The 25,003-nt window shown below is 73.8% G+C and carries 21 protein-coding genes; 4 read left to right on the forward strand and 17 right to left on the reverse strand.

Annotated features, from left to right (window positions below; all coding sequences use genetic code 11):
• Positions 1-26 precede the first annotated feature (26 nt).
• The 5 genes from IE273_RS04115 to IE273_RS04135 all read right to left on the reverse strand — a co-directional run bounded on the left by IE273_RS04115 (position 27) and on the right by IE273_RS04135 (position 5,618).
• Positions 27-980, reverse strand: coding sequence for a T3SS effector HopA1 family protein (locus tag IE273_RS04115; RefSeq protein WP_189813760.1), 954 nt, complete (start codon positions 978-980; stop codon positions 27-29).
• Between the two features lie 74 nt (positions 981-1,054).
• The gene (gene lxmK / locus IE273_RS04120) at positions 1,055-2,206 is read right to left on the reverse strand and encodes a class V lanthionine synthetase subunit LxmK (RefSeq protein ID WP_229887069.1); all 1,152 of its coding nucleotides are present in this window, start codon (positions 2,204-2,206) and stop codon (positions 1,055-1,057) included.
• A gap of 7 nt (positions 2,207-2,213) precedes the next feature.
• Positions 2,214-3,242: a ParB/RepB/Spo0J family partition protein gene (locus IE273_RS04125; RefSeq protein WP_189813761.1), complete on the reverse strand. Its 1,029-nt coding sequence runs from the start codon at positions 3,240-3,242 to the stop codon at positions 2,214-2,216.
• 54 nt (positions 3,243-3,296) lie between these two features.
• Positions 3,297-4,493 (reverse strand): IS701 family transposase, encoded by a 1,197-nt coding sequence (locus IE273_RS04130; RefSeq protein WP_229887070.1) that lies wholly within the window; start codon positions 4,491-4,493, stop codon positions 3,297-3,299.
• 150 nt (positions 4,494-4,643) lie between these two features.
• Positions 4,644-5,618 (reverse strand): LLM class flavin-dependent oxidoreductase, encoded by a 975-nt coding sequence (locus IE273_RS04135; protein ID WP_189813762.1) that lies wholly within the window; start codon positions 5,616-5,618, stop codon positions 4,644-4,646.
• A 266-nt stretch (positions 5,619-5,884) separates the two neighbouring features.
• On the opposite strand from IE273_RS04135, the gene IE273_RS04140 reads away from it, so the two are divergent.
• Positions 5,885-6,502, forward strand: coding sequence for a TetR family transcriptional regulator (locus tag IE273_RS04140; RefSeq protein WP_189813763.1), 618 nt, complete (start codon positions 5,885-5,887; stop codon positions 6,500-6,502).
• On the opposite strand, the gene IE273_RS04145 is transcribed toward IE273_RS04140, so the two are convergent.
• The 3 genes from IE273_RS04145 to IE273_RS04155 all read right to left on the reverse strand — a co-directional run bounded on the left by IE273_RS04145 (position 6,493) and on the right by IE273_RS04155 (position 9,504).
• On the reverse strand, positions 6,493-7,212 hold the full coding sequence (locus tag IE273_RS04145) for an HAD family hydrolase (protein ID WP_189813764.1): 720 nt from the start codon (positions 7,210-7,212) through the stop codon (positions 6,493-6,495). The genes IE273_RS04140 and IE273_RS04145 overlap by 10 nt on opposite strands.
• The gene (locus tag IE273_RS04150; RefSeq protein WP_189813765.1) at positions 7,209-8,267 is read right to left on the reverse strand and encodes an acyl-CoA dehydrogenase family protein; all 1,059 of its coding nucleotides are present in this window, start codon (positions 8,265-8,267) and stop codon (positions 7,209-7,211) included. Before IE273_RS04150 ends, IE273_RS04145 begins: the two co-directional genes overlap by 4 nt.
• Before the next feature lie 214 nt (positions 8,268-8,481).
• Complete coding sequence (locus IE273_RS04155) at positions 8,482-9,504, reverse strand: ScbA/BarX family gamma-butyrolactone biosynthesis protein (RefSeq protein ID WP_268257491.1); 1,023 nt, start codon at positions 9,502-9,504, stop codon at positions 8,482-8,484.
• Positions 9,505-9,646: 142 nt separating this feature from the next.
• Here IE273_RS04155 and IE273_RS04160 point away from each other — a divergent pair, with 142 nt between their 5' ends.
• A complete protein-coding gene (locus tag IE273_RS04160; RefSeq protein WP_189813767.1) occupies positions 9,647-10,327 on the forward strand; it encodes a ScbR family autoregulator-binding transcription factor in 681 nt (226 codons plus the stop codon).
• Positions 10,328-10,745: 418 nt separating this feature from the next.
• Here IE273_RS04160 and IE273_RS04165 read toward each other — a convergent pair whose 3' ends face one another.
• Complete coding sequence (locus IE273_RS04165; RefSeq protein ID WP_189813768.1) at positions 10,746-11,339, reverse strand: CGNR zinc finger domain-containing protein; 594 nt, start codon at positions 11,337-11,339, stop codon at positions 10,746-10,748.
• Positions 11,340-11,453: 114 nt separating this feature from the next.
• On the opposite strand from IE273_RS04165, the gene IE273_RS04170 reads away from it, so the two are divergent.
• Entirely contained in the window at positions 11,454-12,686 is a 1,233-nt protein-coding gene (locus IE273_RS04170) for an MFS transporter (protein ID WP_189813769.1), read from the forward strand.
• Between the two features lie 82 nt (positions 12,687-12,768).
• On the opposite strand, the gene IE273_RS43325 is transcribed toward IE273_RS04170, so the two are convergent.
• The 8 genes from IE273_RS43325 to IE273_RS04210 form a co-directional block, all read right to left on the reverse strand.
• Complete coding sequence (locus tag IE273_RS43325; protein ID WP_373309297.1) at positions 12,769-14,727, reverse strand: SWIM zinc finger family protein; 1,959 nt, start codon at positions 14,725-14,727, stop codon at positions 12,769-12,771.
• A gap of 587 nt (positions 14,728-15,314) precedes the next feature.
• Complete coding sequence (locus tag IE273_RS04180; protein WP_189813770.1) at positions 15,315-18,170, reverse strand: SCO1167/SCO6262 family helicase; 2,856 nt, start codon at positions 18,168-18,170, stop codon at positions 15,315-15,317.
• Between the two features lie 92 nt (positions 18,171-18,262).
• A complete protein-coding gene (locus tag IE273_RS04185) occupies positions 18,263-18,844 on the reverse strand; it encodes a sugar kinase (RefSeq protein WP_189813771.1) in 582 nt (193 codons plus the stop codon).
• Entirely contained in the window at positions 18,841-19,986 is a 1,146-nt protein-coding gene (locus tag IE273_RS04190) for an ROK family glucokinase (protein WP_189813772.1), read from the reverse strand. The genes IE273_RS04185 and IE273_RS04190 overlap by 4 nt, the downstream gene beginning before the upstream one ends.
• A gap of 141 nt (positions 19,987-20,127) precedes the next feature.
• Positions 20,128-20,898, reverse strand: a complete 771-nt coding sequence (locus tag IE273_RS04195; protein WP_189813773.1) for an ATP-binding cassette domain-containing protein — start codon at positions 20,896-20,898, stop codon at positions 20,128-20,130.
• Positions 20,895-21,938, reverse strand: coding sequence for an ABC transporter permease (locus IE273_RS04200; RefSeq protein WP_189813774.1), 1,044 nt, complete (start codon positions 21,936-21,938; stop codon positions 20,895-20,897). The genes IE273_RS04195 and IE273_RS04200 overlap by 4 nt, the downstream gene beginning before the upstream one ends.
• On the reverse strand, positions 21,935-22,939 hold the full coding sequence (locus IE273_RS04205; RefSeq protein ID WP_189813775.1) for a sugar ABC transporter substrate-binding protein: 1,005 nt from the start codon (positions 22,937-22,939) through the stop codon (positions 21,935-21,937). The genes IE273_RS04200 and IE273_RS04205 overlap by 4 nt, the downstream gene beginning before the upstream one ends.
• Before the next feature lie 162 nt (positions 22,940-23,101).
• A complete protein-coding gene (locus IE273_RS04210; protein WP_189814165.1) occupies positions 23,102-23,839 on the reverse strand; it encodes a GntR family transcriptional regulator in 738 nt (245 codons plus the stop codon).
• Between the two features lie 130 nt (positions 23,840-23,969).
• Between IE273_RS04210 and IE273_RS04215 the strand changes: the two genes are divergently transcribed.
• Positions 23,970-24,986, forward strand: coding sequence for a Gfo/Idh/MocA family protein (locus tag IE273_RS04215; RefSeq protein ID WP_189813776.1), 1,017 nt, complete (start codon positions 23,970-23,972; stop codon positions 24,984-24,986).
• The last annotated feature ends 17 nt before the right edge of the window (positions 24,987-25,003 follow it).

The raw sequence follows: 25,003 nt of genomic DNA on the forward strand, positions 1-25,003 counted from the left end.
GACCGCCGTGTGACATACGCGCTACATCATGCGGCGAGATTGCGGGACGGGTCGGAGGGATCGATGGACGCCTCGGCCAGCCGGCGGACGAGCAACAGGTCGAGGGGCTCGCCGCGGCCCGTGGTGGCGTGCTCGACCAGGGCCTGGGCCATGACGTGACTGCGGTGCTGGCCGAAGCTCATCCCCCGCATGCCCGGCCGTGGGTCCCCGGGCTCCGCCGCCGATGCCAGGCCGGGCGCGTGCCGGCGGGCGAAGAGCGACGTCTCCTCGCCCAGTGCGGGATGGCCCTCCACCTCGCGGGCCACCAGGTCGGCCAGCGCCCGGTCCCGGGCCGCGAGATACACGACGACGGCGTCGTACCGCGGGTACTGATGAGGAACGGAGGCCGCCTTGGCCCTGTAGGGCCGCCCGCCGGCCTCCAGCGCCCTCAGCACCCGCCCGAACAGCGCGGGGGCGGCGCCCTCGTCGCGGACGTGCAGGTAGACGCGGAGCAGGGGTTGCTCCCTGGGCGGTGGTCCCTGCGAGCCGGTGACGAAGAAGAATCCCGGGGAGACCGCCGGGTGGGCGGCCGGCCAGGCGAGTCTGACCGGTCGCCCGTTCCGCACCGGCCCGTCCAGCCAGGCGCCGGGTACCGCCACCGCCACACCCCCTGTCCGCACCACGACGTCGCCACCGGTGCCGGAAACCGGTGCGTGACTGCCGATCGGCTCGGCGTCCGAGGGGAAGGTGGCGTGCGGCACCTGACGGGCCAGCGCCTCTTCCAGTTCCGGGTCGCGCAGCCGCCGGGAAGGGGCCGACGACTCGGGCAGACCGGCGTGCAGGCTCGCGTAGAGGGCGTCGGCGAGCAGACCGGTCAACTGCCGCGCGTCCTCGGCGGCCACCCGCCGGTCGGCCAACTCGGCCTCGGCCGCGGCGGCATCGACACGGACGGCGTGCAGGGCCGCCCGCAAGCCCTCGGGCAAACGCGTGCCCCTGGTCATACGACCGCCTCCGGACTCAGCCGCGGTTTTGAGGAGGAACGCATGCTGAGCCTCCTGCGAACGCCCGTTACCGGTCATGCGGCCACCTCCAGGCCCAGGGTCGTCGTGAAGCGTTCGGGGGTGAGGAGGATCCGTCGGCCGATTCCGGCGGCGGCGCGATCGACCGCGCCCAGCCGGGCGGACTGCGTGGCGCCGGCCAGCAGGCGGTCGTACATGTGCCAGCCCGCGTAGGCGGCGGCGCGTACCGCGAGGCCCCGGTCCGGCGCACCGTGGGAGCACGCCCGCCCCGCGTCCGCCGCCCGGTGCCGGGCGGTCAGGTAGCTCTGCCAGAAGGCGGCGATCCGCACCCGGGCCGCGGTGATCGCCTCGGTCAGCCGTGCGGTCATCTCCTCGTGGGTCGGTGCGGGCGCGCTCTCACCGCGGATCACCCGGGTCAGCGAGCGGAACAGCCACTCCCCCGCGAGACTGCCGAGGTCGCGGGCCGGGTCGCCGAGGCAGAACTCCTCCCAGTCCGACAGGTACATCTCGCCCGCCGAGATCAGGAACTGGTCCAGGCGCAGGTCGGCGTGGAGGGGCCGGGCGACGGCCGTGGCCGAGGCGTCCCGCAGCCGGTCGAGGGCCTCGTGCAGCAGGGTGTCGCGTTGCAGCAGCGCCCAGGCGTCCAGTTCCGCCCGCGTCGAGTCGAGGTAGGTCTCCGCGGTGAGGGCGCGCAACGACTCGCGCGGGAAGAAGGACGCGGGTGCGGCGGGCAGCGACGGGTGCGGTGCCAGGTCGTGGACGTCGGCGACGAGTTGGCCGGCCCGCTCGCACCAGGCCGTGGAGAAGCCGTCGTCGGTCTCGGCGACGTCACTGCCCGAGCGCGCGTCCTCCAGCAGTTCGAACGCCATGAGGCAGGCGGCCGGGTCCCAGCCCAGGCACGTCGGTCCGAGGTGGCGGGAGCGGTCACCGGCGCGCCGGGCCTGTTCGAAGGCGATGGCCCGCTCCAGCCGACGGCCGGGTGCCCGCCCCGCGCCGTCGAGCCGTTTGACGAACAGTTTGACGCCGCGCGTGGTGGTGCCGGCCCAGTTGGCGTTCCGGCCGGGGTACGACGTCACGTCCGCCTCGCGCAGCCGGCCGAGCCCGAGTGTGTCCAGCAGTTCGTTCACCTGGGGGACGCGGGACAGTTCCGGGGCCCGCACGTGCCGGCGCGCACCGCGTGCGTGTGGCGTGGAGGGTGTGTTCGGCATGGAGAGCTCATCCTCTTTCTTCCAGGCGTCTGCTGAAGTCGAGCCACACCTGCGCGCATTCGCGTGCGGCGGCGGACAGTCCCGACAGACTGTGGGGCGGGAGGCCGGCTATCAGCCGCTCGCTCTCGGCCTGCGACAGGAGCCGGTTGTCGAGCAGTTTCAGCAGCAGGCGCCCGGTCTGGGTGTGCCGCAGGGAGGGGTCCCGCATGAGGGCCGCGAGTGTCGGGCCGCTCGGCCGGCGCCCGGTCCGCTCCGGCGGTCGGAGCGGGTCGGCCTGCGCGGCTCCCCCCGTCCGCCGGCGCAACCGGGGCGGCAGCGGGTCCTCGCTGCGCTGTAATCGCCGGCGTACGTCGCGCGCGGTGCCGGGGGAGATTCCCGCGGCCTGCGCCACCTGCCGCAGGGACGCGTCGGGGTGCCGTCGGAGGAAGGCCGCCGCGCGCTCCCGGCCGTCCGCCCCGTCGACCGGACGGGCCCGCCCGTCCCGGCCGATCCGGGTGTGCAACTGCTGTTCCCGGCCGGTTGCACACCCCTGCCGGAGCTTGCCGATCGTGGTCGCCGACAGGCCCGTGACCTGGGCGACGGCGCGGTCGGACCAGTGCGGGTGCGAGTCGAGGACGCGTTCGGCGGCGGTCAGCCGCTCGGCCCTGGACAGCGGCAGCCCGTGCCGTACGTTCGAGGCCACGGCCAGGACGAAGGCGCCGTCGTCCGGACCTTCGTAGAAGCGGGCCGGGATCGTCGTCTGTCCGCGCAGCCTGGCGGCGTGCACGCGGTGCGTCCCGTCGATGAGGCGCAGGGTGCCGGCGTGCACGATCACGGGTGGCAGTGGCGCGTCGCTCTCGGCGAGGGTACGGACGTGTTCGTCGTCCTCCTGGACGCTGCGGGGCGAGTCCGCGGGGAGCAGGTCGCTGATGTCGACCGTGTGAACGGCCGGGGAGACCGCCGTGAGGACGGCGTGCTCCTCCGCCGTCGGCGTCTCGTTCGGTGACGTGCGGTCGGATGGAGGTCCGCCGGCGTTCGACGACTTCCGGTGGGCCATTGTCGTTCCTTCCCCCTGCCTTTCGGCTCGGATACGGCATCGGCGTGACGTCGTCTAGGACGTGAGTTCGAGCAGCGCCCCCCTCGGGGTCGGGTGGTGACCGTGCCGGCAGGCCCGGGGCGCGGTGTGGTGGAGGCGGCTGAAGACGTAGGCCGCCGCGGCCATCGTCATGTGGTGGTGCCAGCCCGGATAGGAACGCCCTTCGAAGTCCTGGACGCCGAAGTCGTCGATGAGGTCGGCGATGGCGCAGTCCGTGGCCGTGACGGTCTCCGCCAGTGCCGGCACCTCGTGGATCCGGGTCGCCATGTTCGTGAGCCAGTACCGCCCGTCCCGGTGGAAGGGCGAGGCGGGCTGCATGACGAGCCGGTGGGAGAGCGGGACGCGGTGCGGTCCTCCGGCGAGGCAGGCGGGTCCGGTGTGCAGCAGGAAGCGCCCCGTACGGCGGTCGTCCGGGGGGACCGCCGACGCGAGGGCCGGCTGTCCCGGGCGGTGGGTCATGGCGGTGGCGGCCGACACGGGACGGCGGCCCAGGGCGGCCAGGTGCATCCGCTGGGCCGGGCCGACCTCGCACAGGAAGTCCTGCCCGTGTTCCGTCAGCGCGTCGACGACCAGGGCGGCGTCCGGGGTCTCGGTCAGGTCCAGCACCCAGGGCGCCTGGCTCCCGTCAGGCACGGCCGGGGCCCCGGTCACCAGTTCCCGTACGTGTTCGGCCAGGGTCCGCGCGGTCTCCGTGTCGGGCACACGGGCCCGTCCGCGCCGTACGGTGTCGGTGCTCCAGGTGCCGTCCAGGAGCAGCCGCCAGTCCACGGGCAGGCTGCCGTGCGGCGTGACCGCGAACAGCCCTATGGCGAGCTGGCAGTTGAGGACGCGTCCGGCCCGGGGGTCGAAGCGCCGGTGGACGCCGACCGAGTGGTGGCCGCGCTTGCGGATGGTGATGGTGGCGATGCTCCAGGCCCGTGGCCGGCCGTGTCCGGTGATGGCCCGCGCCAGGGCCTGGCGCACCGGGGCCCAGTCCCAGGGACTGCCGTTGATGAACTGCTGGAGACCGTGCGCGGACGCCGTACGGGGAGTGACCGCCTGGGCGAGGCCGCGCAGGGTCTTCCTGCCCGGCACGGTCAGCAGACCGTGCAGGTATGCCTGCGCCCACCTGCGCTGGTCGACGCGCGGGAGCGAGGCGAAGATCTCGTTGACGAAGGCTGCGACGGCGGCGCTCTCCGGGATGGTCGGGTGCCCCTCGTACATCTCTAACATCCGGTGTTCCCCCTTGTTACCCACCCACCGCAGCGGGTGCCGGCCGCCGGCCGACCGGCCGCAGCCAAAAATACCTTCCCACAGGTAGTTTTCTCGGATGTAGGAACGACTTTGCGAATTCCCTTGGTGAGCTGGGAAGTTGTCGCCGGATCAGGACTGGAAAGCGGTTGTGACGGCGTGCAGGTCCTCCAGGGCCGCACGTGCGCCCTCGGTGAGAAACACTCCGGTGACGTTGAGGATCACCTCGTCGACACCCTCGGCCCGGTACGCGCGCAGTCGCGCCGCGATGTCCTTGGGATCACCGGTCAGGTGGACGCCGTCGCCGACGAGCCGGCCGGCCGCCTCCCGGGGGCGGCCCGGGTCGACGTCCAGCCCCGCCCGGCGGAGCATGTCGGTGTAGTGGGCGGACCCGAGGTGGGCCCCCACGGCGGCGAAGGCCACCCGGTCCAGGTCGCGCCCCGGCCGTCGTACCGCGAGGTGCACGACGCTCGCCACCCGCGGCACGGGCCGGTGAGCCGCACGGGCCCCGGCACGCAGCGCGGGCATGATCCGGCCGGTGAGGTAGGGCAGTGGCGCGAGCCAGGTGATGGCCACGTCGGCGCAGGCGCCCGCGGTTCTCGCCATCCCGGGGCGGAGCACCCCGAGCCCCACCTCGACGCCCGGACCCGGCAGTTCGGGCAGGACGTAGCGGGTGGTGTGCGCCGCGCCCCGGTGCTCGACGGCGTCTCCGTCCAGTAACCGCCGCATGACCGTCGCGTAATCGGCCATGGCCGTCAGGGGGCTGCCGTACGGCTCCGGCAGCAGGCGCTCCTGGAGGTCGAGCGAGCCCGGCCCGTACCCGGCGACGTAGGGCGCCTTCGACAGCACGCTCATCGTGCGGGCCTCGACGGCGGCCTGGTACGGATGGCGCAGCGGCGCGAGGGAGACCGCGGTGCCGAGCGGGAGACCCGGCTGCCGGGCGGCGAGCGCGGCCAGCGCCAGCTGGGATTCGAGGTGGAAGGACTGCCCCAGCCACAGCCGTCCGGCACCCAGGCGCCGGACGAAGGACGCGAAGGCCGCCATGCCGTCCAGGTCCCGGGGCGGCGCGGGGTAGAAGACGGACAGCCCCTTCGGTTCGGCGGGCATCGGGTCTCCTTGTCGCTGTGCCGGTACCTCGGGTGCGTACCGGCCCTGCCGCTGTATACCTGACGCGCGAGCGCGCGGACCCGGGGGGCGGGGAACCTGCCGAGGTGGCGGTACGACTTCGCGAGGTCCGAGCGGGGGCGTGCGGCCGGGACGGGCCCCGGTGCCGGTTTCGGACAGCTCGTGCCCTTCCGCTTGTCCGCCCTGCTTCGCTGAGAAAAAATTCCGTAATGATGGTTTGTTCTTCGTTCCGATGCCGAAGGGGCGCTGTGGTCAAGCAGGACAGAGCACGAAGGACCCATGAGCTGCTGCTGGACGCGGCAGCCGCGGAGTTCGTCCGCCACGGCTATGTGGGGGCCAACCTCCAGCGCGTGGCCGAGGAAGCCAACCTGACCAAGGGGGCTCTGTACGCGCACTTCACGTCGAAGCGCCTGCTGGCGAACGCGCTGACCGCGCCGTTCGAAGGCACCTGGCGCGAACTGCTGGCGCAGGCCGGACGGACCGACCTGTCACCGGCGGAGCGGCTGCGCCTCGTCACGGACGCGCTCGCCGGGCGGCTCCAGGCGGATCTCCGCTTCCGCGCCGGGTTCCACCTGGCCAGCGAGGACGCCCGCGCACACGGCCGGCTCCCCCGTTTCGCCATGGACTTCAGCGGCTGCGTGCTGGGGCTGGCGGCCGAGGCCCGGCGGCAAGGGCAGTCGGCGGGGGTGCAGGATCCCGAATGGCTCGGGCAGTTGCTGCTGGTCCTCATGTACGGCGTCTACTACACCACGCCCGCGTGCGGCATGGACCGGTTCGGTGACGCGGTGTGCGCCCTGTGGCAGCAGGTCGTGCGCGGCGGCGAGGCCGCTCCGCCTTCCCTGCCCGCCCTGTGCGGTCAGCGGTGACCGGGGTCCTGCCGGGCGGGCAGGCGGTGCGCGCCCGGCAGGGCCCGGCTCAGCTCCGGGTCGTCCCCCACCACCACCGGGTGGCCCACGGCCGCGAGCATCGGCAGGTCGCTGATGTGGTCGCCGTAGGCGTGACAGACCGCGGGCGAGACGTGCGGATAGCGGCGGAAGACCTCCTCCACGGCCCGCAGCTTGCCCGCGCCGATGACCGGATCACCGACCAGTTCCCCGGTGTAGCGGCCGTGGCGGATCTCGGGGCGGCTGCACAGCAGGTGGCCGGCTCCGACCTCTGACGCGATCGGTTCCAGCAACGCGGGGAACGAGCCGGACACCAGCACCAGCAGGGCGCCCCGCGCGCGGTGCCGCAGCAGGGCGGCGCGGGTGCCCTCCAGGAAGAGCCGGTGGTCGCGCTGCCGGTCGGCCGCCCAGCGCTTCGCCGCCGCCTCGACGTCGGCCACCACCTCGCCGCTCCACACCCGGTAGTAGAGCCGGTTGGCCTCCACGCGACCGCCGCCGGCGGCGAGCAGCCGTCCGACGGCGCGGCGCGTGTCCTGCGCGCGGTGCGCCCGGGGCCCGCCGAGGAAGTAGTGGTCCATGAAGTCGAACAGGCTCTTGCACACGATCAACGTCTCGTCGACGTCGCTGAAGACGATGCTCGCCGGGCGGCTCGCGGCCACGCCCGGGGACGCGGCGGAGGGGGTGCCCGTCATGGACGCTCACCGGCCGGCAGGCCCGCGGCATAGGCGGCGGCTGCCGCGTCCAGACTCAGCGCGCCGTGCGTGGCGACCGTCCGTACGTCGTCCCGCCTGCGCCGGAACTCGTCGTCGAGGGCGTCCGGCGGGGAGGTGACGTCCTGCGTGAGGGAGGACACCGCGTCGGCCAGGCGCTGCGCGGAGACGGCCGCGTCCCGTTGGTTACGGGCCACCGTCCCCGGAGTGACGGGTGCGGAGTCGGCGCGGCGGGCGGCGGCGTCCAGCAGCAGTTCGACCGCGTCGATGTCCGCGCCGGCCCGGGCCAGGCCGATGCGGCGGGGCGCGTGCCACCGTGCCTCCAGGCCGGGCCTGACCTGGCGCGTCCACACGCGCAGCGCCGCTCTGGCGGCGCCCAGGGCCGGGGCGCACATCAGGAGCTGACCGGCCAGCTGGGCCGGGGCCGTGTGGCACCGCGCCCCGTCCCGGTCCTCGCGCGCCTCCAGCAGGGCGGACAGCGGCAGGCTCCGGTGCTCGGGCACGAACGTCTCGGTGAGCGTGACGTGGTGGCTGCCGGTGGCACGCAACCCGGCCGCGTCCCAGGTGTCGCTCACGGCGACGGCCTCGCGCGGCACGGCGAAGACGCGGGACGGGCCTCCCTCGTCCTCCGGCGCGACCAGGAGGAGCCACGCGGCGTGGTGGACGCCGCTGACCACCGGCCAGCGGCCCTCGACCAGCCATCCCGGGTGCGCCTTCCGGGCCAGTCCGGACGACGGCCACAGGCCCGCGGCGATCCGGGTGTCCGGCCCCTCACCCCACAACTCCCGCTGCGCCGGCAGCGGGAGGCGGGCGGCGAACCGGCCGTGCACCGCCCAGAGCATGCCGCACCAGGCGGCGGACGCGCAGCTCTCGGCCAACGCGGCGGTCGCGTGCAGCAGTTCGCGGAACGTGCCGCTGCCGCCGCCCCACCGGCCGGGGACGAAGTGCCGGGCGAACCCGGCCTCGTCCAGAGCGCGCAGTGTCTCCTCGTGGAGGCGGCGCCGGGCGTGCGCCTCCGGGGCGAGGCGGGCGGCCACGCGAGCGGCGCGCTCAAGTCCTCCCTGGCTCAGCGCGGTTGTCCGTACGACGTCCGACGCGGCGGCAAGCGAAGGGGGTTGCGGCATCCCCTGGCCGGCCGTCGCGTCGCCGGGACGTCCTGGGGCAGGCGTCGCTCGCGGTATCGGTGTGTTGTCGGAGGTCTGCTCATCGGTAGGCATGACGCTGATTCCTGACGGGGACGGCCGGAAGGGGCTATCGATGACTGTCGGACGGTACGGGCGTCCCGGCGTGGTGCCAGCGCCCCGTGATCGCGGCGACGCCGCGGTCGTCCTGGGCGGCGTCGATGGCCAGGTACCGGCCGCCGCGGGGAGTGGTGCGGTCGTCGGTGACCCTGAGCCGGACGGGCGGGTCCAGCTCGGCGAAGGCGAGGCAGTCGACCGTCAGGGAGGTGAGCTGGGAGGCGACCGCGGGCCGGCCCCCGCTCGCACCGGAGCCGCTGGTCACCAGGTGGCCGAGCTGCCGTACCCCTTCCAACAGGACCATCAGCGGGACATGATCCGTGGGATGGTCGAAGAGGACGGCGTGATCGAGGTCGGCATGGAGCTCCCATTCGCCGGCCCGTCCGGTCGCGGCCAGCACGCTGTCCTTGCCGCGCAGCCGCCCCACCTGCGCGGCGGGCAGGGTGAGCACCCGGCGCCGCTGCGCGGGGATCACCGTGCCGCTGCCGCCTGTTCGCCTTCTCAGCACGGAGTAACGACGCTCGTCCAGGGCGACGACCTGGAGGCTCCCCCGGCCGGTCCTCCGGTCGCCCACGACCAGTTCGGCCTCCAGCCGCATACCGTGGCGGTGCGGCGGCCGGCTGTCCACCCACTCCCAGCGTGCTTCCAGCACGACGGGCAGCGGCTGCCCGGTGACCCGCAGCGCCTGCGGTTCCGTGATGTCCAGTTCCATGCGCCGGCCGACGAACCGCCGGTCCAGCGGTATCGCGTAGTGCCAGTGCGCGAGGTAGACGAGTGCCTGGCGGATGGTCTCGGCGGCGAGCAGGGGATCGCTGCGCCCGAGTACGTCAGGATGGTAGAGGGCGTGATCACGCGGCCACTGCGCGCCGACCAGGAAGCGGTCGTCACCGAGCGCCAGCGCGTCCGTGAGGAACACCTCCGCCACGGACGCCCGGTGCACCAGGTGCCGGGGAACGGTCCGTTGGAAGGTGAGTCGCCCCGCATGTTCGCCAGGGCTGGTCCGCGCGCCTGAGTTACCCTGCTGCACCTCGCTCATGCATACTCCCCCGGTTGCGTCTGAGACGGCCGAACGGCCAACCCCCCACGTCAAACCTACCTTTGGGAAGGTTTATTCCCTGGCATGGAACGTCTCACCGGCGCGCAGCGGAAGAGCGACCCCTAGGCATTGGAGACGCCAGATGAACGACCCCCACGACACGACCGCCGGCCACGGCCCGACGGCGCAGCGCAAGGAGCTCAAGCAGGAGCGTGCCATCCGTTCCCGGGGGAACATCCTGCTGGCCGCGGCCCGGGCGTTCGCCCAACGGGGCTATCCGGCCGTGACGATGCTCGATGTCGCCGAACTGTCCGGTATGACGAAGGGCGCCGTGTACTTCCACTTCACCAACAAGGAGGCACTGGCCCTCGCGGTGACCACCGAGTTCTACAAGCGGCTGCCCGCCATCTCCGACACCGTCGCCGAACTGGAGCTTCCGCCGGTCGCCTCGGTGGCGGAACTGCTGCTGCGCACGGCGGCGGCGCTGCGGGACGAGCCGATGATGAAGGCCGGGGCACGGCTCCAGATAGAGCGGGGGCTGATCGACGTCGACCTGCCCATCCCGTTCCAGGACTACACCGCGCTGATCACCTCCTGGTTCCGCAGCGCGCTGGCCGCCGGGGAACTGGAGCACGAGACACCGCCCGCGACGCTGGCCCGGGTGCTGGTCTCGGCGTTCTTCGGCGCCCAGCACATGTCCTGGGTCCTGCACGACCGGGAGGACATCATCGAGCGCACCGTGGAAGTGCTGCACGCGGTGGTGCCCTGCACCAGAGACCCCCGGCACGTCAGCCCGTTCCTGCTGGAGCAGACGTCCGCGTGAACCGCTGAGGAGTCCAGGCGTACGCCGGTGCCGTTCGCGGAGTCGGCGGGAGGCCGGGGCGGTCCGCAAAGTCGGCGGCACGACGGCGCCGTTCGTGGAGTCGGCGGCACACCGGGGCCGTCCGCAAAGTCGGCGGCAGGCCAGTGCCGTCCGCAAAGTCGGCGGCACGACGGCGCCGTTCGCGGAGTCGGCGGCACGCCGGGGTCGTTCGCGGAGTCGGCCGGAGGCCGGGGCCGTCCGCAAAGTCGGCGGCAGGCCGGTGCCGTTCGCGGAGTCGGCGGCACGCCGGGGTCGTTCGCGGAGTCGGCCGGAGGCCGGGGCCGTCCGCAAAGTCGGCGGCAGGCCAGTGCCGTTCGCGGAGTCGGCGGCAGGCCAGTGCCGTTCGCGGAGTCGGCGGGAGGCCGGGGCCGTCCGCGGGTCAGTTGGAGGCCGGGGCCGTCCGCTCCCGCATCGCCCGCTTCTTCTCGTGGTTGCCGCACGCGCCCATCGAGCACCAGCGGCGGCTCCCGGGGCGGGAGTTGTCGAGGAACAGGGCCCCGCAACGCGAACCACCGCAACGGCGTACGCGCTCCATCGCCGGGGAGGTGACGAGGTCCAGCGCGTCCCGTGCCACCAGGGACAGCACCGCGCCGGCGACATCCCCGGCCTGCCACCTCAGCCGGCCGGCCGCGTCGAGGTGGGGCACCGGCGGGGGCGCGGACGCCCATGCGTTGAGGCGTGCGCGGACGTCCGCGGGTACCTGGACCGGGCCCGTGTCGCCCAGCCTGCCCGCCAGCAGGCCGTACAGCACCTCGCGCGCCTCCCGCGCACGGTTCACGTCCTCCTGGCGCACCGGCCGCGATCCCGCCGCCGGGGCGCAGGCGCAGCACTGTTCGGCCCACGCCAACAGCTCCTGAGGTGTGCGCAGTTCCTCCACCTCACCGGCGTCGCCGCGGTACCGCAGGGTGCGCAGGAAGTCGAGGCTGAGGCGCCCCGCGCCCTGCCGGAAGACGATCGAGCCGGGCCTGTTCATGCCGGCAAGCCTACTGAGGGAACCGGTTCGACTGGTACCTTGAGGAACCCTGAGGAACCACTTAAACCGGTTCTCGCATCCTGTTGGGCTTCCGCGTCTCCTCTGGGGGCTTTCGTGTCCGTCACCTCCGCACCCTCCGCCACCGCGACCCGGTTACCCGGCCGGCTCCTGGCCCTGTTGTCCCTCACCTGCGGCGTCAGCGTCGCCAACATCTACTTCCCGCAGGCCCTCACCCCGCTCATCGCCGACGACTTCTCCATATCCTCCGGCTCGGCCGCGTTCGTCGTGACGGCCGGTCAGTTCGGCTACGCGGCGGGCATCTTCCTCCTCGTCCCGCTCGGCGACCGCCTCCCCTGGCGCCGGCTGCTCGCCGTCCTGCTCTCCCTCACCGGGGCGGGCCTCCTGATCGCCGGTACCGCGACGACACCGCTCGTCCTGACCGTCGCCAGCGTCCTGGTCGGAACGACCACCGTGGTACCGCAGATCATCATCCCGCTGGCCGCCGGTCTCGTCGCCGAACACCGGCGGGGCGCGGCGACCGGCATCCTGCTCAGCGGCCTCACCCTGGGCATCCTGCTCGCCCGGGCGTTCGGCGGCGGACTGGGCGGCTGGCTGGGCTGGCGCGCGCCCTACCTCCTGGCCGGCGCCCTCGTCCTCATCCTCGCCGCCGTCGTGCCCAGTCTCGTCCCGGCCCACCGGCCGGCGAGCGCGCCCGCCTACCTCGACCTGCTGAAGGCACCCGCCGAACTGCTGCGCACGGTCCCCGAACTGCGCCGCTCCTGCCTCTACCAGGCGCTGGTGTTCGCCGGATTCAGCGCCGCCTGGACGCTGGTGCCCCTGCTCATGACCGGGCCCGCCTACCACCTCGGTACCGGGGCCGTCGGACTCGTCGCCCTGGTGGGGGCCGGCAGCGTCCTGTCGACCCCGTTCGCGGGCCGGCTCATCGACCGGTACGGGACCGACCGCATGAGCCTGTGGTGTCTGCTCGGCGCGCTGGCGGCCCCCGTCGTCCTGCTGCCCGCGTCGACGGGCGGCGCGGCCGGCATGACGGCGTTGATCGCCGGGATGCTCGTGCTGGACGTCGCCCTCCAGTCCGGACAGGTGGCCAACCAGACCCGCATCTTCAGCGTGCGCCCCGACGCCAGGAGCCGGCTCAACACGACCTACATGACCTGCGTCTTCCTCGGCGGAAGCCTGGGGTCGTGGGCGGGCGTCACCCTGTACCGCCACGCGGGGTGGGCCACGGCCCTGAGCGCGGTCCTCCTGATCAACGCGGTGGCCCTGGGCCGGCATGTGCTGCACCTGACGTACGGCCGACGGCGGGGCGCGGGGACCGCCGGCCCCTGAGTCGGGTGGTGTGCCGCAGTGGTGGTGCCCTCTCGGCGGGGTTCGGCCGCGCGGCAACGCCCCTGGGTCCGGCGGGCGTTGCTCAGACCGCGTCGTCGGGTATGCCCAGGCCGGTCAGGGCGCCGACCGGGTCGAGATCCGGGGTGCCGCGGGGCCACCAGTCGTCCTGGCCGGGGTCCGACTCGTAGGCGTACCACAGGCCGTCGCGGCCCAGGCGAAGCTGGACGTGGCCGCGTGGGTGGGTGAGGCGGTTGCGCCAGGGCCGGAACGCCGGCAGGTCGGCGGCGAGCAGCAGCGGGCGGGCCCGGTCGAAGCGGCCGGCCGGCGGGTCCCACGGCTCCTCCAGCGCGGCCAGCCCCGCCGAACCGCCCTGCCGCCAGGCCGCGACGGCACGCGCGAGATCGGCCGGGGTGCGCCGGGCGGCGTCGGCGAGCGTGGCGTACAGCGTGCGGGTGGCCGCGGTCAGTCCGGAACCGGGGCGGGCCGCGGCGAGCCGTACCGCGTCCTGCCACAGGGTCAGTTCGCCGACCGGATCGCGTCCGGTGGTGAGCAGGGCGTGGGCGCGGGCGGCGGCGTCGGTCGCCAACTGGTCCAGCGCGAAGGGGTCGGGGCCGCCGGGCACCGACGGGTACGCCGGGGGCTGCTCGGGGTGCGGGGGCACCGGCAACGGCCGGGGCGGCGGCGGGAGTTCGCGCGGAGCGAGGGCGTCGGCGGCACGGACGCCCGGCAGCGTCCGCGGCTGCCGATCCCGGGCGGCTCGGGCGGCACTGCGCCGGGACAGCGCGTCGAGCAGTTCCCTCTCGCCCCGGCCGCGCAGCAGGAGCAGCACGAAGGGATCGGCGTCGAGCAGACGGGCCGTCTGGTAGCAGAGGGCCGCCGCGTGCTTGCAGGGGTGGCCGGAGTCGGGGCAGCTGCACCGGGGGGCGAGGTCACCGGGGCCGGGCAGCAGGGGCACCCCGCAGTCGGCGAGCGACTGGGGCAACTCCTTGTCGAGCAGCGCCGCGATGTGCCCCGGCCGGTCGGCCGCGGCGTCCAGGAACCTCTCCCAGTCCTCGTCCTCCAGCGTGCGCACCCGCACCTGTACGCGGTACGGCCGGGGCCGGCTTCCGCGCACGTACGCCAGCACGAGTCCGGGGGTGACGGTGATCGCGTCCACGTGCCCCTGGTCCGCGTACCCCCGCCCCCGCGCCAGCCGCTTCGCGTCCAACGCGCCCTGCTCCAACGCCCCGACCCAGGCGTTGCCCCACCACGTCCCGGCGAACGACCCGGTCCCACCGGCGGTCTCACGCGGGGCGAACGCCGGGAAGGTACGGCGGAGTTCGGTGTCACGATGGGGGGTGGCCATGGTCGTCGGTACGTGCGGGGCGGCGGGGGCGGGAGAGGTGCCGGGGTCGGGGCTGGGGTGCGCGGAGGGCTCGGACGGGCCGGCCTGTGCCGGGGCACGGCCGGCCGGGGCGGGCCGGGCGGCCGGGGTCCAGCGGGCGAACGGTCCGGCCGGGTCGGGGCGGGCGGACGTGTGCGCCGAAGGCTCGGGCGTGGGCGCCTGCGCCCCCGGGGCCGCGGGAGTGGTGCGGGGCACCTCGGCGGAAGGGCCGGACACCGAAGGCGCGGACGGTACGGAAGCCGAGGGCTCCGTCGGCAGGGCAGGGCCCCGCACGGCAGGGGCCGTCTCCGCCGGATCGGACGCCGGGGGCGGCGGTGCCGACGCCGGTGCCGGCGGGGTCGGTTCGGTCGGCGTGGGCGGGGCGTGCTCCTCCGGCTCCTCGGGGGATTCCGCCCACGTGGGCATGCGGAAGGCCGTCGCCAGGTAGTGCCGCATGTCCTGCGCGGCCTTGGTCCTGGCGGCCGAGGTCTGCTGCCCGGGTGCGGATGAGGTGCGCGGCGTGGCGGTAGCCGAGCGCGCCGGTGTCCGCCGCTCTCGCAGGGGGTCCGCCGCCTGCGCGCGCGACGCCTCGCGCCGGGCCGCGCGCAGCGCCTCCCGGGCGACGTCACCGGGACGCCCGCCCGGGGCACCGGCCGGCCCCGCACCCTCCGCACCCACGTCAGCGGCACCAGAAGCAGCGGCGTCAGCCGCGTCCGCTCCCCGCCCGGACCCCGCTCCAGGAGGTGCGGCCTCCGCGCGGCCTCCCTCCGCCACCGGGCCGTCGGCATCAACCACCGGTGCCGGGCCGGCGGCCGTCGGTGATGCGCCCCGGCCCCGGCGCGTGGCAACGGCGGCCCTCAGGGCCGCGCGCGCCACATCGCCGGGCCTGTCCCCGCCAGTACCGGCAAGCCCGGCCGGCTCCTCGTCACCCGGCTCACCCCCACCACCGGACACCACCGCGTCACCCAGCTCGCCCCGGCCACCAGCGACAAGCCCCGCGTGCGGCACGCCCGCCGGCTCGCTCTCGCCATCGGACGGCATCCGGTCGCCGGCGGTCGTCCCGCCACCAGGGAGCCCCGCTCGCCCCTCATCCACCGGCTCCGGCTCCGTCCCGTGAGCCGTCGCCTCCCCCGCGGTCGGCTCGGCAGCCGTTTCCTCCGGGGTGTCCCGAGTCGGTCCCGCCGTCCGCGCCCGCTCGGTCTCCGCTCGCTCGCGGGCCGCGCGGAGCGCCCGGCGGGCGGCGTCTCCGGGGCGGTCCGGGGGTGTCATGGGGTCCTCCGCAGGGAGACGAGGTCGGTAAGTTCGCGGTCCGTCAGCTCCGTGAGGGCCGCCTCGCCGGAGCCGAGGATCGCGTCGGCCAGGGCGCGCTTGGACGCGAGCATCTCGGCGATGCGGTCCTCCACCGTGCCTTCGGTGACCAGGCGGTGGACCTGCACCGGCTGGGTCTGCCCGATGCGGTACGCGCGGTCGGTGGCCTGCTCCTCCACGGCCGGGTTCCACCAGCGGTCGAAGTGGATGACATGGCCGGCGCGGGTGAGGTTCAGGCCGGTGCCGGCCGCCTTCAGGGACAGCACCAACACCGGTGTGCCGCCGTCCTGGAAGCGGTCGACCATGCGTTCGCGCTCCGGCACCGGCGTGCCGCCGTGCAGCAGGTCGACGGGGATCGCGCGGGCGGACAGGTGGGCGGTGAGGAGGCGGGCCATGCCGACGTACTGGGTGAAGACGAGCGCCGAGCCGTCCTCGGCGAGCAGGGTGTCCAGCAGCTCGTCCAGGAGGGCGAGTTTGCCGGAGCGGGCGGCCAGGCGGTCGGGGCGCGGGTCCTCCTTCAGGTAGAGCGCCGGGTGGTCGCAGATCTGCTTCAGGGCGCCGAGCAGCTTCAGCACCAGGCCCCGGCGGGCCATGCCCCGCGCCGTCTCGATGGCCAGCATCGACTCGCGCACCACCGCCTCGTACAGCGCGGCCTGTTCGCGGGTGAGCGGCACCGGGTGGTCCGTCTCCGTCTTGGGCGGCAGCTCGGGCACGATGCCGGGGTCGGACTTCTTGCGGCGCAGGAGGAAGGGGCGGACCAGCCGGGCCAGGCGCCGCACCGCTTCCTCGTCCTCCCCGTTCTCCACCGCCCGCGCGTGCCGCGCGCGGAAGGACTTCAGCGGGCCGAGGAGTCCGGGGGTGGTCCAGTCGAGCAGGGCCCACAGTTCGGAGAGGTTGTTCTCCACGGGGGTGCCGGTCAGCGCCACGCGCGCGGGGGACGGGATCGTGCGCAGCGCCTTGGCGGTGGCCGAGTAGGGGTTCTTCACGTGCTGGGCCTCGTCGGCGACGACCATGCCCCAGGGCTGTTCGGCGAGGCGGGCCGCGGTGGAGCGCATGGTGCCGTACGTGGTGAGGACGAAGCCGCCGTCCACGCCGTCCAGGGTGCGCTCGGGGCCGTGGAAGCGGCGGACGGGGACGCCGGGCGCGAACCGGGTGATCTCCCGCTGCCAGTTGCCGAGGAGGCTGGCCGGGCAGACGACGAGGGTCGGCTCGGTGCGGGCCCGCTTCAGATGCAGGGCGATGAGGGTGACGGTCTTGCCGAGGCCCATGTCGTCGGCGAGGCAGCCGCCGAGGCCGAGGGAGGTCATCAGGTCGAGCCAGGCCAGGCCGCGCAGCTGGTAGTCGCGGAGGGTGGCGCGCAGGCCGGGGGGCGGGTCGGCGGGGCGCAGGCCGACGGTGAGGCGGTCGCGGAGGGTGGCCAGGGCGCCGGCGGGGACGGCCTCGACGGTCTCCCCGTCGACCTCGGCGGTGCCGGTGAGGGCGACGGCGAGCGCGTCGACCGGGTCCAGCAGGCCCAGTTCGCGTGTGCGGGCCTTGCGGACGAGCGCCGGGTCGACCAGCACCCAGCGGTCCCGGAGCCGTACGACCGGGCGGTGGGCCTCGGCGAGGGCGTCCATCTCGGCCTCGCCGAGCGGGTCGCCGCCGAGGGCCAGCTGCCAGCGGAACCGGAGCAGGTCCTCGCTCTCGAAGAAGCCGGTGCCGTCGGTCGCCGAGCCGGGCGCCGGGCGGACCACGGCGGTGGCGGTCAGGTCGCGGGCGAGGTCCCGGGGCCAGTGCACGGCGACCCCGGCGGCGGCGAGCCGGGAGGCGGCCACACCGAGCAGGTCGCCGAGCTCCTCCTCGGACAGGGCCAGGACGTCGGGGACGTCCTGCTCGGCGAGGCGGTCCAGGGGCGGCCACACCCGTGCGGCGCGCCGCACGGCGAGGGCCGCGTCGACACGCGCGCGTGGCCCGAACGCCCCGTCCGCCTCCCCCGCCCACAGGGCCGCCGCGTCGGCCACCAGGGTGGGGTCGGCGAGGCTGTGCACCTGGACGACGGCCGCTCCGGCGGCGCGGGCGCCCTCGTCGGCGCCGGCGTCGAAGACGTCGTACGCGGACAGGTCCAGGCGGAGCGAGATCCGGACGCCCGCGTCCATTCCGGCGGCGACCTCGGCCGCCCATGCGTGCGCCGCGGGCAGGGCCTGGGGTTCACGGGCGGCGAAGGGCCGGCCTGCGGTGCAGGGGGCCGCCGGCGTGCGTGGCAGGGTGTCGGCCACCGCGTCAAGGAAGGACCGGATCAGGGCCTCGGGCTCGGGCAGCCGGAGCGCGCCCGGACCGGGGAGGGGCACGGCATGGCCTTCGGGGGGCAGGGCCGCGGCGATGGCGCGCAGGTGGGCGATGTCGTCGGGTTCCAGCGGGCCGGCCCGCCAGGCGTCGTGGCCGGCCGGGGTCAGGCCCGGCAGCAGCCGGCCGCGGGCGACGAGCCGCAGCGCGTGCAGGGCGGCGGCGCCCCAGCATGCGGTGGCCGGGTGGGCGGCCGGGTCGCGCCGGGCGCCGACCAGCAGCGGCAGGGCCTCGGCGAGGGGCAGGGTCAGCGCGGGCACCTGCCGGCGGCGCACACCGGCGCCGTGCCGTCGTACGACCGTCAGCTCCTCGGGGGCGCCCCCGCTCGCGGTGGGCAGCGGGTCGCCGGCGGGGTCCCAGAAGGCGAGGCGGCCCTGGCGCGGCAGGGGCGCGGGCAGGTAGACCGACGCGAGGCGCACCGGGACCGGGTGCCCGGTCCCCGTCTCCCGGGGACCCCCCGTACGCTCGGCCACCGCGGCCGTGCCGCTCATACGTCCTGCCACCTCCCGCCCGTGTGTCGGATCAGACGTCTTCGACTCTAAGGGCGGGGTCTGACAATCGGCTCCGAAGGCCGGTCACGGCCCTATGGAACCGTGCGGGAGACCACGAACACCATCGGATACGCCGGGTCGGACAGGTTGACGACCACGTCCTGGGTCGGCGCCGGGTTCTTCTGCTCGTGGGTCAGGCCCCACCAGGGGCCGGTGCCGTCGAAGGTCCAGCCGCTGACCTTCCGGTCGCGTTCGCCGACGGCGATGTCGTCCTTCTTCAGCTGGTCCCGGCGTACGTCCATGGCCTGGAGGAAACTGTCCAGACCGGCGGGGTTGGTGCGGAACTGCACGTAGAGGCGGCTGGTCTTCCAGTTGTTCGTCTCGTAGTAGGCGATGTCGTCGGCGGGGTGCGGGACGGCCACCTGGTAGAGACGGCGCTGCACCTTCGACGGCCACCCCGGGGTGAGACCGGTCGCCGAGTACTTCGCCTCCTTGTCCTTGCCGCTGTCGCGGCTCTGGTTCGCGGAGATCACCAGGTAGCCGGCCGGGACGCCGATGAGGAGGACGATGATCAGCAGGGTGAGCGCCCGGCGCCTGGCCTTGTGACGCGGGTCCTCGGCGGGCCGCTGTGGCTCGTCCGGCGGGCCGCCCTGGTGGGGCAGCGACGGCGTCATGCGGTGTCCCGGTCGCGGCGGGCCTGGGTGTACCGCTCGTAGCGCTCGTACCGCTCCACCCGGCGCCGCTTGGCCCGGCGGAACCGGCGGGCGACCAGTCGGGCCAGGTCGGCGGCGCCCACCATGCCCGCCTCGGGGCCGAGCTGGGCGCGGGTGATGCGGGCCTCGGGGCGGTAGCCGCGGCCGGTGAGGTGCCGCTTGAAGGCGTCCCGGGCCGGGCCGATGAGCAGGTCGTCGGCGGCCGAGACGCCACCGCCGATCACGAAGCAGGAGGGGTCGAGGGCGGCGGCGAGGTTGGCGATGCCGACGCCGAGCCACTGGCCGATGTCCTGGAGCAGCTCCACGCACATCGCGTCGCCCTCGCGGGCCAGCTCGGTGATCAACGGGCCGGTGATGTCGCCGATGTTGCCCTTGACGTGCTCGATGATGCCGTAGGCGACCGGCGAGTCGGCGGCGGCCAGCTCGCGCGCCTCCCGGACCAGCGCGTTGCCGGAGCTGTACTGCTCCCAGCAGCCGCGGTTGCCGCACGGGCAGCGGTGTCCCCCGGGGACGACCTGCATGTGGCCGAACTCGCCGGCGACGCCGAACTTGCCGCGCTTGACCTGGCCGTCCTCCAGGATCGCGCCGCCGATGCCGGTGCCGAGCGTGATCATGACCAGGTGGTCCTCGCCGCGGCCGGCGCCGAAGCGCCACTCCGCCCAGGCGGCCGTGTTGGCGTCGTTGTCCACCAGGACCGGTACGGAGAGCCGGCTGGCGAGGCGGTCGCGCAGCGGTTCGTTGCGCCAGGACAGGTGGGGGGCGAACAGGACGCGGTTGCGGTCGGCGTCGACCCAGCCGGCGGCGCCGATGCCGACCGCGTGCACGTCGTGCCGGTCGGACAGGTCCAGCACCAGCTCGACGATGGTGTCCTCGACGACCTTGGGGCTCTTGGACTTGTCCGGGGTCTCCGTGCGGAGCTTCTCCAGGATGTTGCCGTCGGCGTCCACGACGCCCGCCATGACCTTGGTGCCGCCGATGTCGATGCCGACGGTGGGGACACGGGGTGCGGTCAGATGTGACCGGCGCTCCCGTGTGCCTACGGTGCGCAGGACCGGGGCTCGGCGGGAGCCGATGGGGGCGGTGAGGTCGCGGTAGGTGCTCATCGGGCTCGATTGTGCCGCACGCGCACGCCGGGTGCCGCGCGGGGCCGCAGGGACGGGTGCGCGTCCGGTACCGGGTGCGGGCGCGTCGTGGTTTCCCGCGCCCACGCGGCGGAGCCGCACACCGGCACGGTCCCGCGCCCCTCAGCCTCGTTGCAGTTCATGGCGTAGCGCGTCCAGGTCGGATCCCCCGGCCATCTGCTGGGTCAACTCGTCCAGCGTGATGTCGTCCCGTGTGTAATGGCCCACCATCGTGCCCCTCCTCAGGAGCACGAACCTGTCCCCCACCAGGTACGCGTGGTGCGGGTTGTGGGTGATCAAGACAACGCCCAGGCCCTCGTCCCGTGCCGCCGCCACATATTTGAGGACCACACCGGACTGCTTGACTCCCAGTGCCGCCGTCGGCTCGTCCAGGACCAGGACCTTCGCGCCGAAGTGGACCGCCCTGGCGATGGCGACGCACTGGCGCTCGCCGCCCGACAGCGTGCCGATGGGCTGGTCGACGTCCCGGAGGTCGATGCCCATGCGGAGCAGTGCCTCGCGGGTGGTGCGGCGCATGAAGTCGGTGTCCAGGCGCTTGAAGGGCCCGGCTCCCTTGCGGGGCTCGGAGCCGAGGAAGAAGTTGCGCCAGACCGGCATGAGGGGGACGACGGCCAGGTCCTGGTAGACCGTGGCGATGCCCCGGTCCAGGGCCTCGCGCGGGGAGGAGAGGGTTGTCTCCTCGCCCTCGACGCGCAGGGTGCCGCCGTCGTGCCGGTGCAGGCCCGCGACGATCTTGATCAGAGTGGACTTGCCCGCGCCGTTGTCGCCGAGGACACAGGTGATCTCACCCGCGTGGACCTCCAGCGAGACCCCTTCGAGGGCGCGGACGGTGCCGTAGCGCTTGCTGACGTCGGTCAGCTCGACGAGTGTCACTTGGTGGCCTCCGCGCGCTTGCGGACCCAGGCGTTGAGCAGGGTCGCGAGGAGCAGCATCGCTCCGAGGAAGAACTTGAACCAGTCGGGGTTCCACTCGGCGAAGACGATGCCCTTGCTGGTCATGCCGAACAGGAGCGCGCCGACGGCCGAGCCGACCGCGCTGCCGTGGCCGCCGGTGATCAGGCAGCCGCCGATGACGGCCGCGATGATGTAGATCAGCTCGTTGCCGACGCCTTCGCCGGACTGGACGGCGTCGAAGGAGAACAGCAGGTGCTGGCCGGAGATCCAGGCGCCGAAGGCGACGCCCATGTAGAGGCCGATCTTGGTCCGGGCGACCGGGACGCCGACCGCGCGGGCCGCGTCCTCGTTGCCGCCGACGGCGAAGATCCAGTTGCCGGTGCGGGTGCGCAGCAGGATCCAGGAGGCGAGGGCGACCAGGCCCAGCCACCACAGGATGGTGACCTTGATGTCGACCCCGCCGACGTCGATCGTCGAGGCGAAGACGGCGCGGGCGCTGGGGAAGCCCTCCATGTCGGCGATGCTCTTGGTGGAGACCGTGTCGTCGATCAGCTTGGTGAAGCCGAGGTTCATGCCGGTCAGCATCAGGAAGGTGCCCAGCGTGATGATGAAGCTGGGCAGCTTGGTGCGGGTGAGCATGAAGCCGTTGAAGGCGCCGATGGCCAGCGTGACCAGCAGGGACACTCCCACGCCGACCCAGGTGTTCGCCGTCATCTGGTAGCTGAACATCGAGGAGACCAGCGCGGACGACGTCACCAGGACGCCCGCCGAGAGGTCGAACTCGCCGCCGATCATCAGCAGGGCCACGGGGACGGCCATGATCCCGATGGTCGAGGAGGCGTACAGGACCGTGCTGAGGCTGGTGGCGCGCAGGAAGCCGTCGGCGGCGAACGCGAAGAAGACGAAGACGGCGAGGGCGCCGACGACCGAGCCCAGTTCCGGGCGGGCCAGCAGCTTCCGCAGCGCGGAGGCCCGCACCACCCTTTCGTCGAGCGGTTTCCCGTCCGTGACCGCGCTCATCGGGTGCCCCGCTCGGTGTACTGCGCGAGGGCGGACGCCTGGTCCTTGGTGATGATCTGCGGGCCGGTCAGCACCGGCTTGCCGCCGCCGAGGACGTCGCCGTTGTACTTGTACAGCCACAGCAGGTCGACGGCCTGGTAGCCCTGGAGGTACGGCTGCTGGTCCACGGCGAAGCCGAGGGTGCCGTCCTTCAGGGAGGCCGCCACCTTGGCGTTCAGGTCGAAGGTGTCGATCTCGGCCTTGCTGCCCGCGTCCGTCCGCGCCTTCACGGCGGTGTCGGCGTAGGGCGCGCCGAGGGTGACGACGGAGTCGATGGACTTGTCGGCCTGGAGCTTGGCCTCGATGGCGGACTGCACGTCGGGCATGTTGGTGCCGTTGACGTAGAGCTTGCGCAGCGTGCCGTGGAAGGTCTTGGCGACGCCGTCACAGCGCTGCTCGTGGCCGACGTTGCCCTGTTCGTGCAGCACGCACAGGGCCTTCTTCTTCCCGCGCTTGTTCAGCTCGTCGCCGACGGCCTCGCCGGCGATGGTCTCGTCCTGGCCGATGTGGGTGAGGGCGCCGAAGGCCTTGGACTCCTCCGAGCCGGAGTTCACGGTGATCACCGGGATGCCGGCCTTCTCGGCGCGGGCCACGGCGGCCTTCATGGCGTCCGGCTTGGCGAGGGTGACGATGATGCCGTCGACCTTCTTGTCCACGGCCGCGTCCACCAGCTGGGCCTGCTGCTGGGCCTCGTCGTCGTGCGAGTACAGGAAGTTGATGTTGTCCTTGACGGCGGCCTGCTTGGCGCCGCTCTGCACGATGTCCCAGAAGGTGTCGCCGTCCCCCGAGTGGGTGATCATCGCGAAGGTCCAGCGCGGGGTGTTCACCGCCGCCCTGCCCTGGGCGGCGGCGGCCTTGCGGGCGTCCTCCGCCCGCTTGCCTCCGGTGCTGCTGCATGCCGCCAGGAACACGGAGAGTGCCCCCGCCAGCGCTATGCCTACCCAGGTCCGAAACCGTGCCACGAGGCCGTGCCCTTCTTGCCGTGTTCGTACAGACGCAAGGGGCCGTCGATCGCATCAGCGGCCCCAAACACTCCAGTATCGAACACGCGGAACACCCGGGACGTGACCGGGGAGCCCCCACGGGTCGCATTGTCCGGACATTGCGACGAAGGGGTCGCGCGCTCAGGGGCGTACGAGCAGCTGGAACTCGAAGGAGTAGCGGCTCGGGCGGTAGGTGTGGTCGCCGAACTCCACCGCGCGGCCGGTGTCGTCGAAGGTGGTGCGCTGCATGGTGAGCAGCGGGGCCCCCTCGGCCTCGCCGAGCCGCTCGGCCTCGGCGGCCGTCGCGCCGCGGGCACCGATGGACTGGCGGGCGCTGTGCAGGGTGATCCCGGCGGAGCGCATCAGCCGGTACAGGCCGGTGGCCTCCAGTTGGTCCGTGTCCAGGTCGAGCAGGCCGGGCGGCAGGTGGTTGATCAGGTACGCCATCGGCTCGCCGTGCGCGAGGCGCAGCCGCTCGATGCGGTGGACGTCACCGCCCTCCGCGACGCCGAGTGCGGCGGCGACCGCGGCGGAGGCCGGGACGACCGTGTTGACCAGCACCTTCGTCGCGGGACGCTGGCCGGCCGCCTCCAGGTCGTCGTAGAGGCTGCTCAGTTCCAGCGGGCGTTTGACCTGGCTGTGCACGACCTGGGTGCCCACGCCCCTCCGCCGCACGAGGAGTCCCTTGTCGACGAGGGACTGGATGGCCTGGCGGACGGTCGGCCGGGACAGGCCGAGCCGCGCGGCCAGCTCGATCTCGTTGCCCAGCAGGCTGCCCGGGGTGAGGCTGCCGTGCTCGATGGCGGCCTCAAGCTGCTGGGAGAGCTGGAAGTACAGCGGCACCGGGGAGCTACGGTCCACGCGGAGGTCGAGCGACACGGTCGGGTCCACATCTGGTTTCGGCACGGGCCCGAGCGTAGCCCCGTGCCCGGTTGACGGGAAGTCGTGTAGTCCGATTGTCCGGACATACGCATTGACAGCGTACGGGGTCGGCCCTCACTTTGTTCCCATGCGCATCGGGGTCATCGGTACGGGCCGCATCGGCACCCTTCACGCGAGGACGCTCAAGCGCCACCGCGAGGTCGGATCCCTGATCCTGACGGACACGGACCCGGCGCGGGCGCAGGCGCTGGCGCACCGGCTGGGCGAGACGGCGGCGCCGGGCGTGGACGAGATCTTCCGGTGGGGCGTGGACGCGGTGGTGATCACCACGGCGACGGCGGCCCACGCCGAGCTCATCGGCCGGGCGGCCCGCTCGGGCCTGCCGGTCTTCTGCGAGAAGCCCATCGCGCTGGACCTGCCGGGCACGCTGCACGCGCTCGCCGAGGTGGAGACGGCCGGGACGGTTCTCCAGATGGGCTTCCAGCGGCGGTTCGACGCGGGCTACGCCGGCGCCCGGGAGGCCGTCCGCGCGGGCCGGCTCGGCCGGCTGCACACCGTACGGGCCCTGACCTGCGACCAGTCCCCGCCACCGGTGGAGTGGCTGCCGCTGTCCGGCGGGCTGTTCCGGGACACGCTGATCCACGACTTCGACGTGCTGCGCTGGGTGACGGGCCGCGAGGTGACCGACGTGTACGCCACCGGCTCGGACCGCGGCCCCGCGATGTTCCGGGAGGCCGGGGACGTCGACACGGGCGCGGCGCTGCTGACGCTGGACGACGGCACCCTGGCCACGGCGACGGCGACCCGGCTGAACGGCGCCGGCTACGACGTCCGCATGGAACTGGCCGGGGAGCGGGACACGGTGGTGGTGGGCCTGGACGACCGTACGCCCCTCGCGTCCACCGAGCCGACCGGTCCGCCGCCCGCGGATAAGCCGTGGACGGGCTTCCTGGAGCGGTTCGGCCCCGCCTACGAGGCCGAACTCAACGCCTTCGTGGAGGTGGTGCGCGGCGAACGGCCCAACCCGTGCGACGGCCGCGAGGCGCTCCAGGCCCTGCGTATCGCCGAGGCCTGCGAACGCTCCCGCCGCGAACGGCGCCCGGTGGCCCTGGTCGAGGTGCCGGACGGAAGGGGGGCGCTGTAGGGCCGAGGGGGGATACG

This window comes from Streptomyces olivaceoviridis, from assembly GCF_014650115.1.
Lineage (GTDB): Bacteria > Actinomycetota > Actinomycetes > Streptomycetales > Streptomycetaceae > Streptomyces > Streptomyces olivaceoviridis.

Excerpts from the sequence above, each read along its gene's own strand:
- IE273_RS04115 (WP_189813760.1), bottom strand. The coding sequence starts at position 980 with ATGACCAGGGGCACGCGTTTGCCCGAGGGCTTGCGGGCGGCCCTGCAC.
- IE273_RS04185 (WP_189813771.1), bottom strand. The coding sequence starts at position 18,844 with ATGACGCCGTCGCTGCCCCACCAGGGCGGCCCGCCGGACGAGCCACAG.
- IE273_RS04180 (WP_189813770.1), bottom strand. The coding sequence starts at position 18,170 with ATGAGCGGCACGGCCGCGGTGGCCGAGCGTACGGGGGGTCCCCGGGAG.
- lxmK (WP_229887069.1), bottom strand. The coding sequence starts at position 2,206 with ATGCCGAACACACCCTCCACGCCACACGCACGCGGTGCGCGCCGGCAC.
- IE273_RS04155 (WP_268257491.1), bottom strand. The coding sequence starts at position 9,504 with ATGAGCGAGGTGCAGCAGGGTAACTCAGGCGCGCGGACCAGCCCTGGC.
- IE273_RS04160 (WP_189813767.1), top strand. The coding sequence starts at position 9,647 with ATGAACGACCCCCACGACACGACCGCCGGCCACGGCCCGACGGCGCAG.
- IE273_RS04190 (WP_189813772.1), bottom strand. The coding sequence starts at position 19,986 with ATGAGCACCTACCGCGACCTCACCGCCCCCATCGGCTCCCGCCGAGCC.
- IE273_RS04135 (WP_189813762.1), bottom strand. The coding sequence starts at position 5,618 with ATGCCCGCCGAACCGAAGGGGCTGTCCGTCTTCTACCCCGCGCCGCCC.
- IE273_RS04145 (WP_189813764.1), bottom strand. The coding sequence starts at position 7,212 with ATGACGGGCACCCCCTCCGCCGCGTCCCCGGGCGTGGCCGCGAGCCGC.
- IE273_RS04165 (WP_189813768.1), bottom strand. The coding sequence starts at position 11,339 with ATGAACAGGCCCGGCTCGATCGTCTTCCGGCAGGGCGCGGGGCGCCTC.
- IE273_RS04130 (WP_229887070.1), bottom strand. The coding sequence starts at position 4,493 with ATGTTAGAGATGTACGAGGGGCACCCGACCATCCCGGAGAGCGCCGCC.
- IE273_RS04200 (WP_189813774.1), bottom strand. The coding sequence starts at position 21,938 with ATGAGCGCGGTCACGGACGGGAAACCGCTCGACGAAAGGGTGGTGCGG.
- IE273_RS04125 (WP_189813761.1), bottom strand. The coding sequence starts at position 3,242 with ATGGCCCACCGGAAGTCGTCGAACGCCGGCGGACCTCCATCCGACCGC.
- IE273_RS04215 (WP_189813776.1), top strand. The coding sequence starts at position 23,970 with ATGCGCATCGGGGTCATCGGTACGGGCCGCATCGGCACCCTTCACGCG.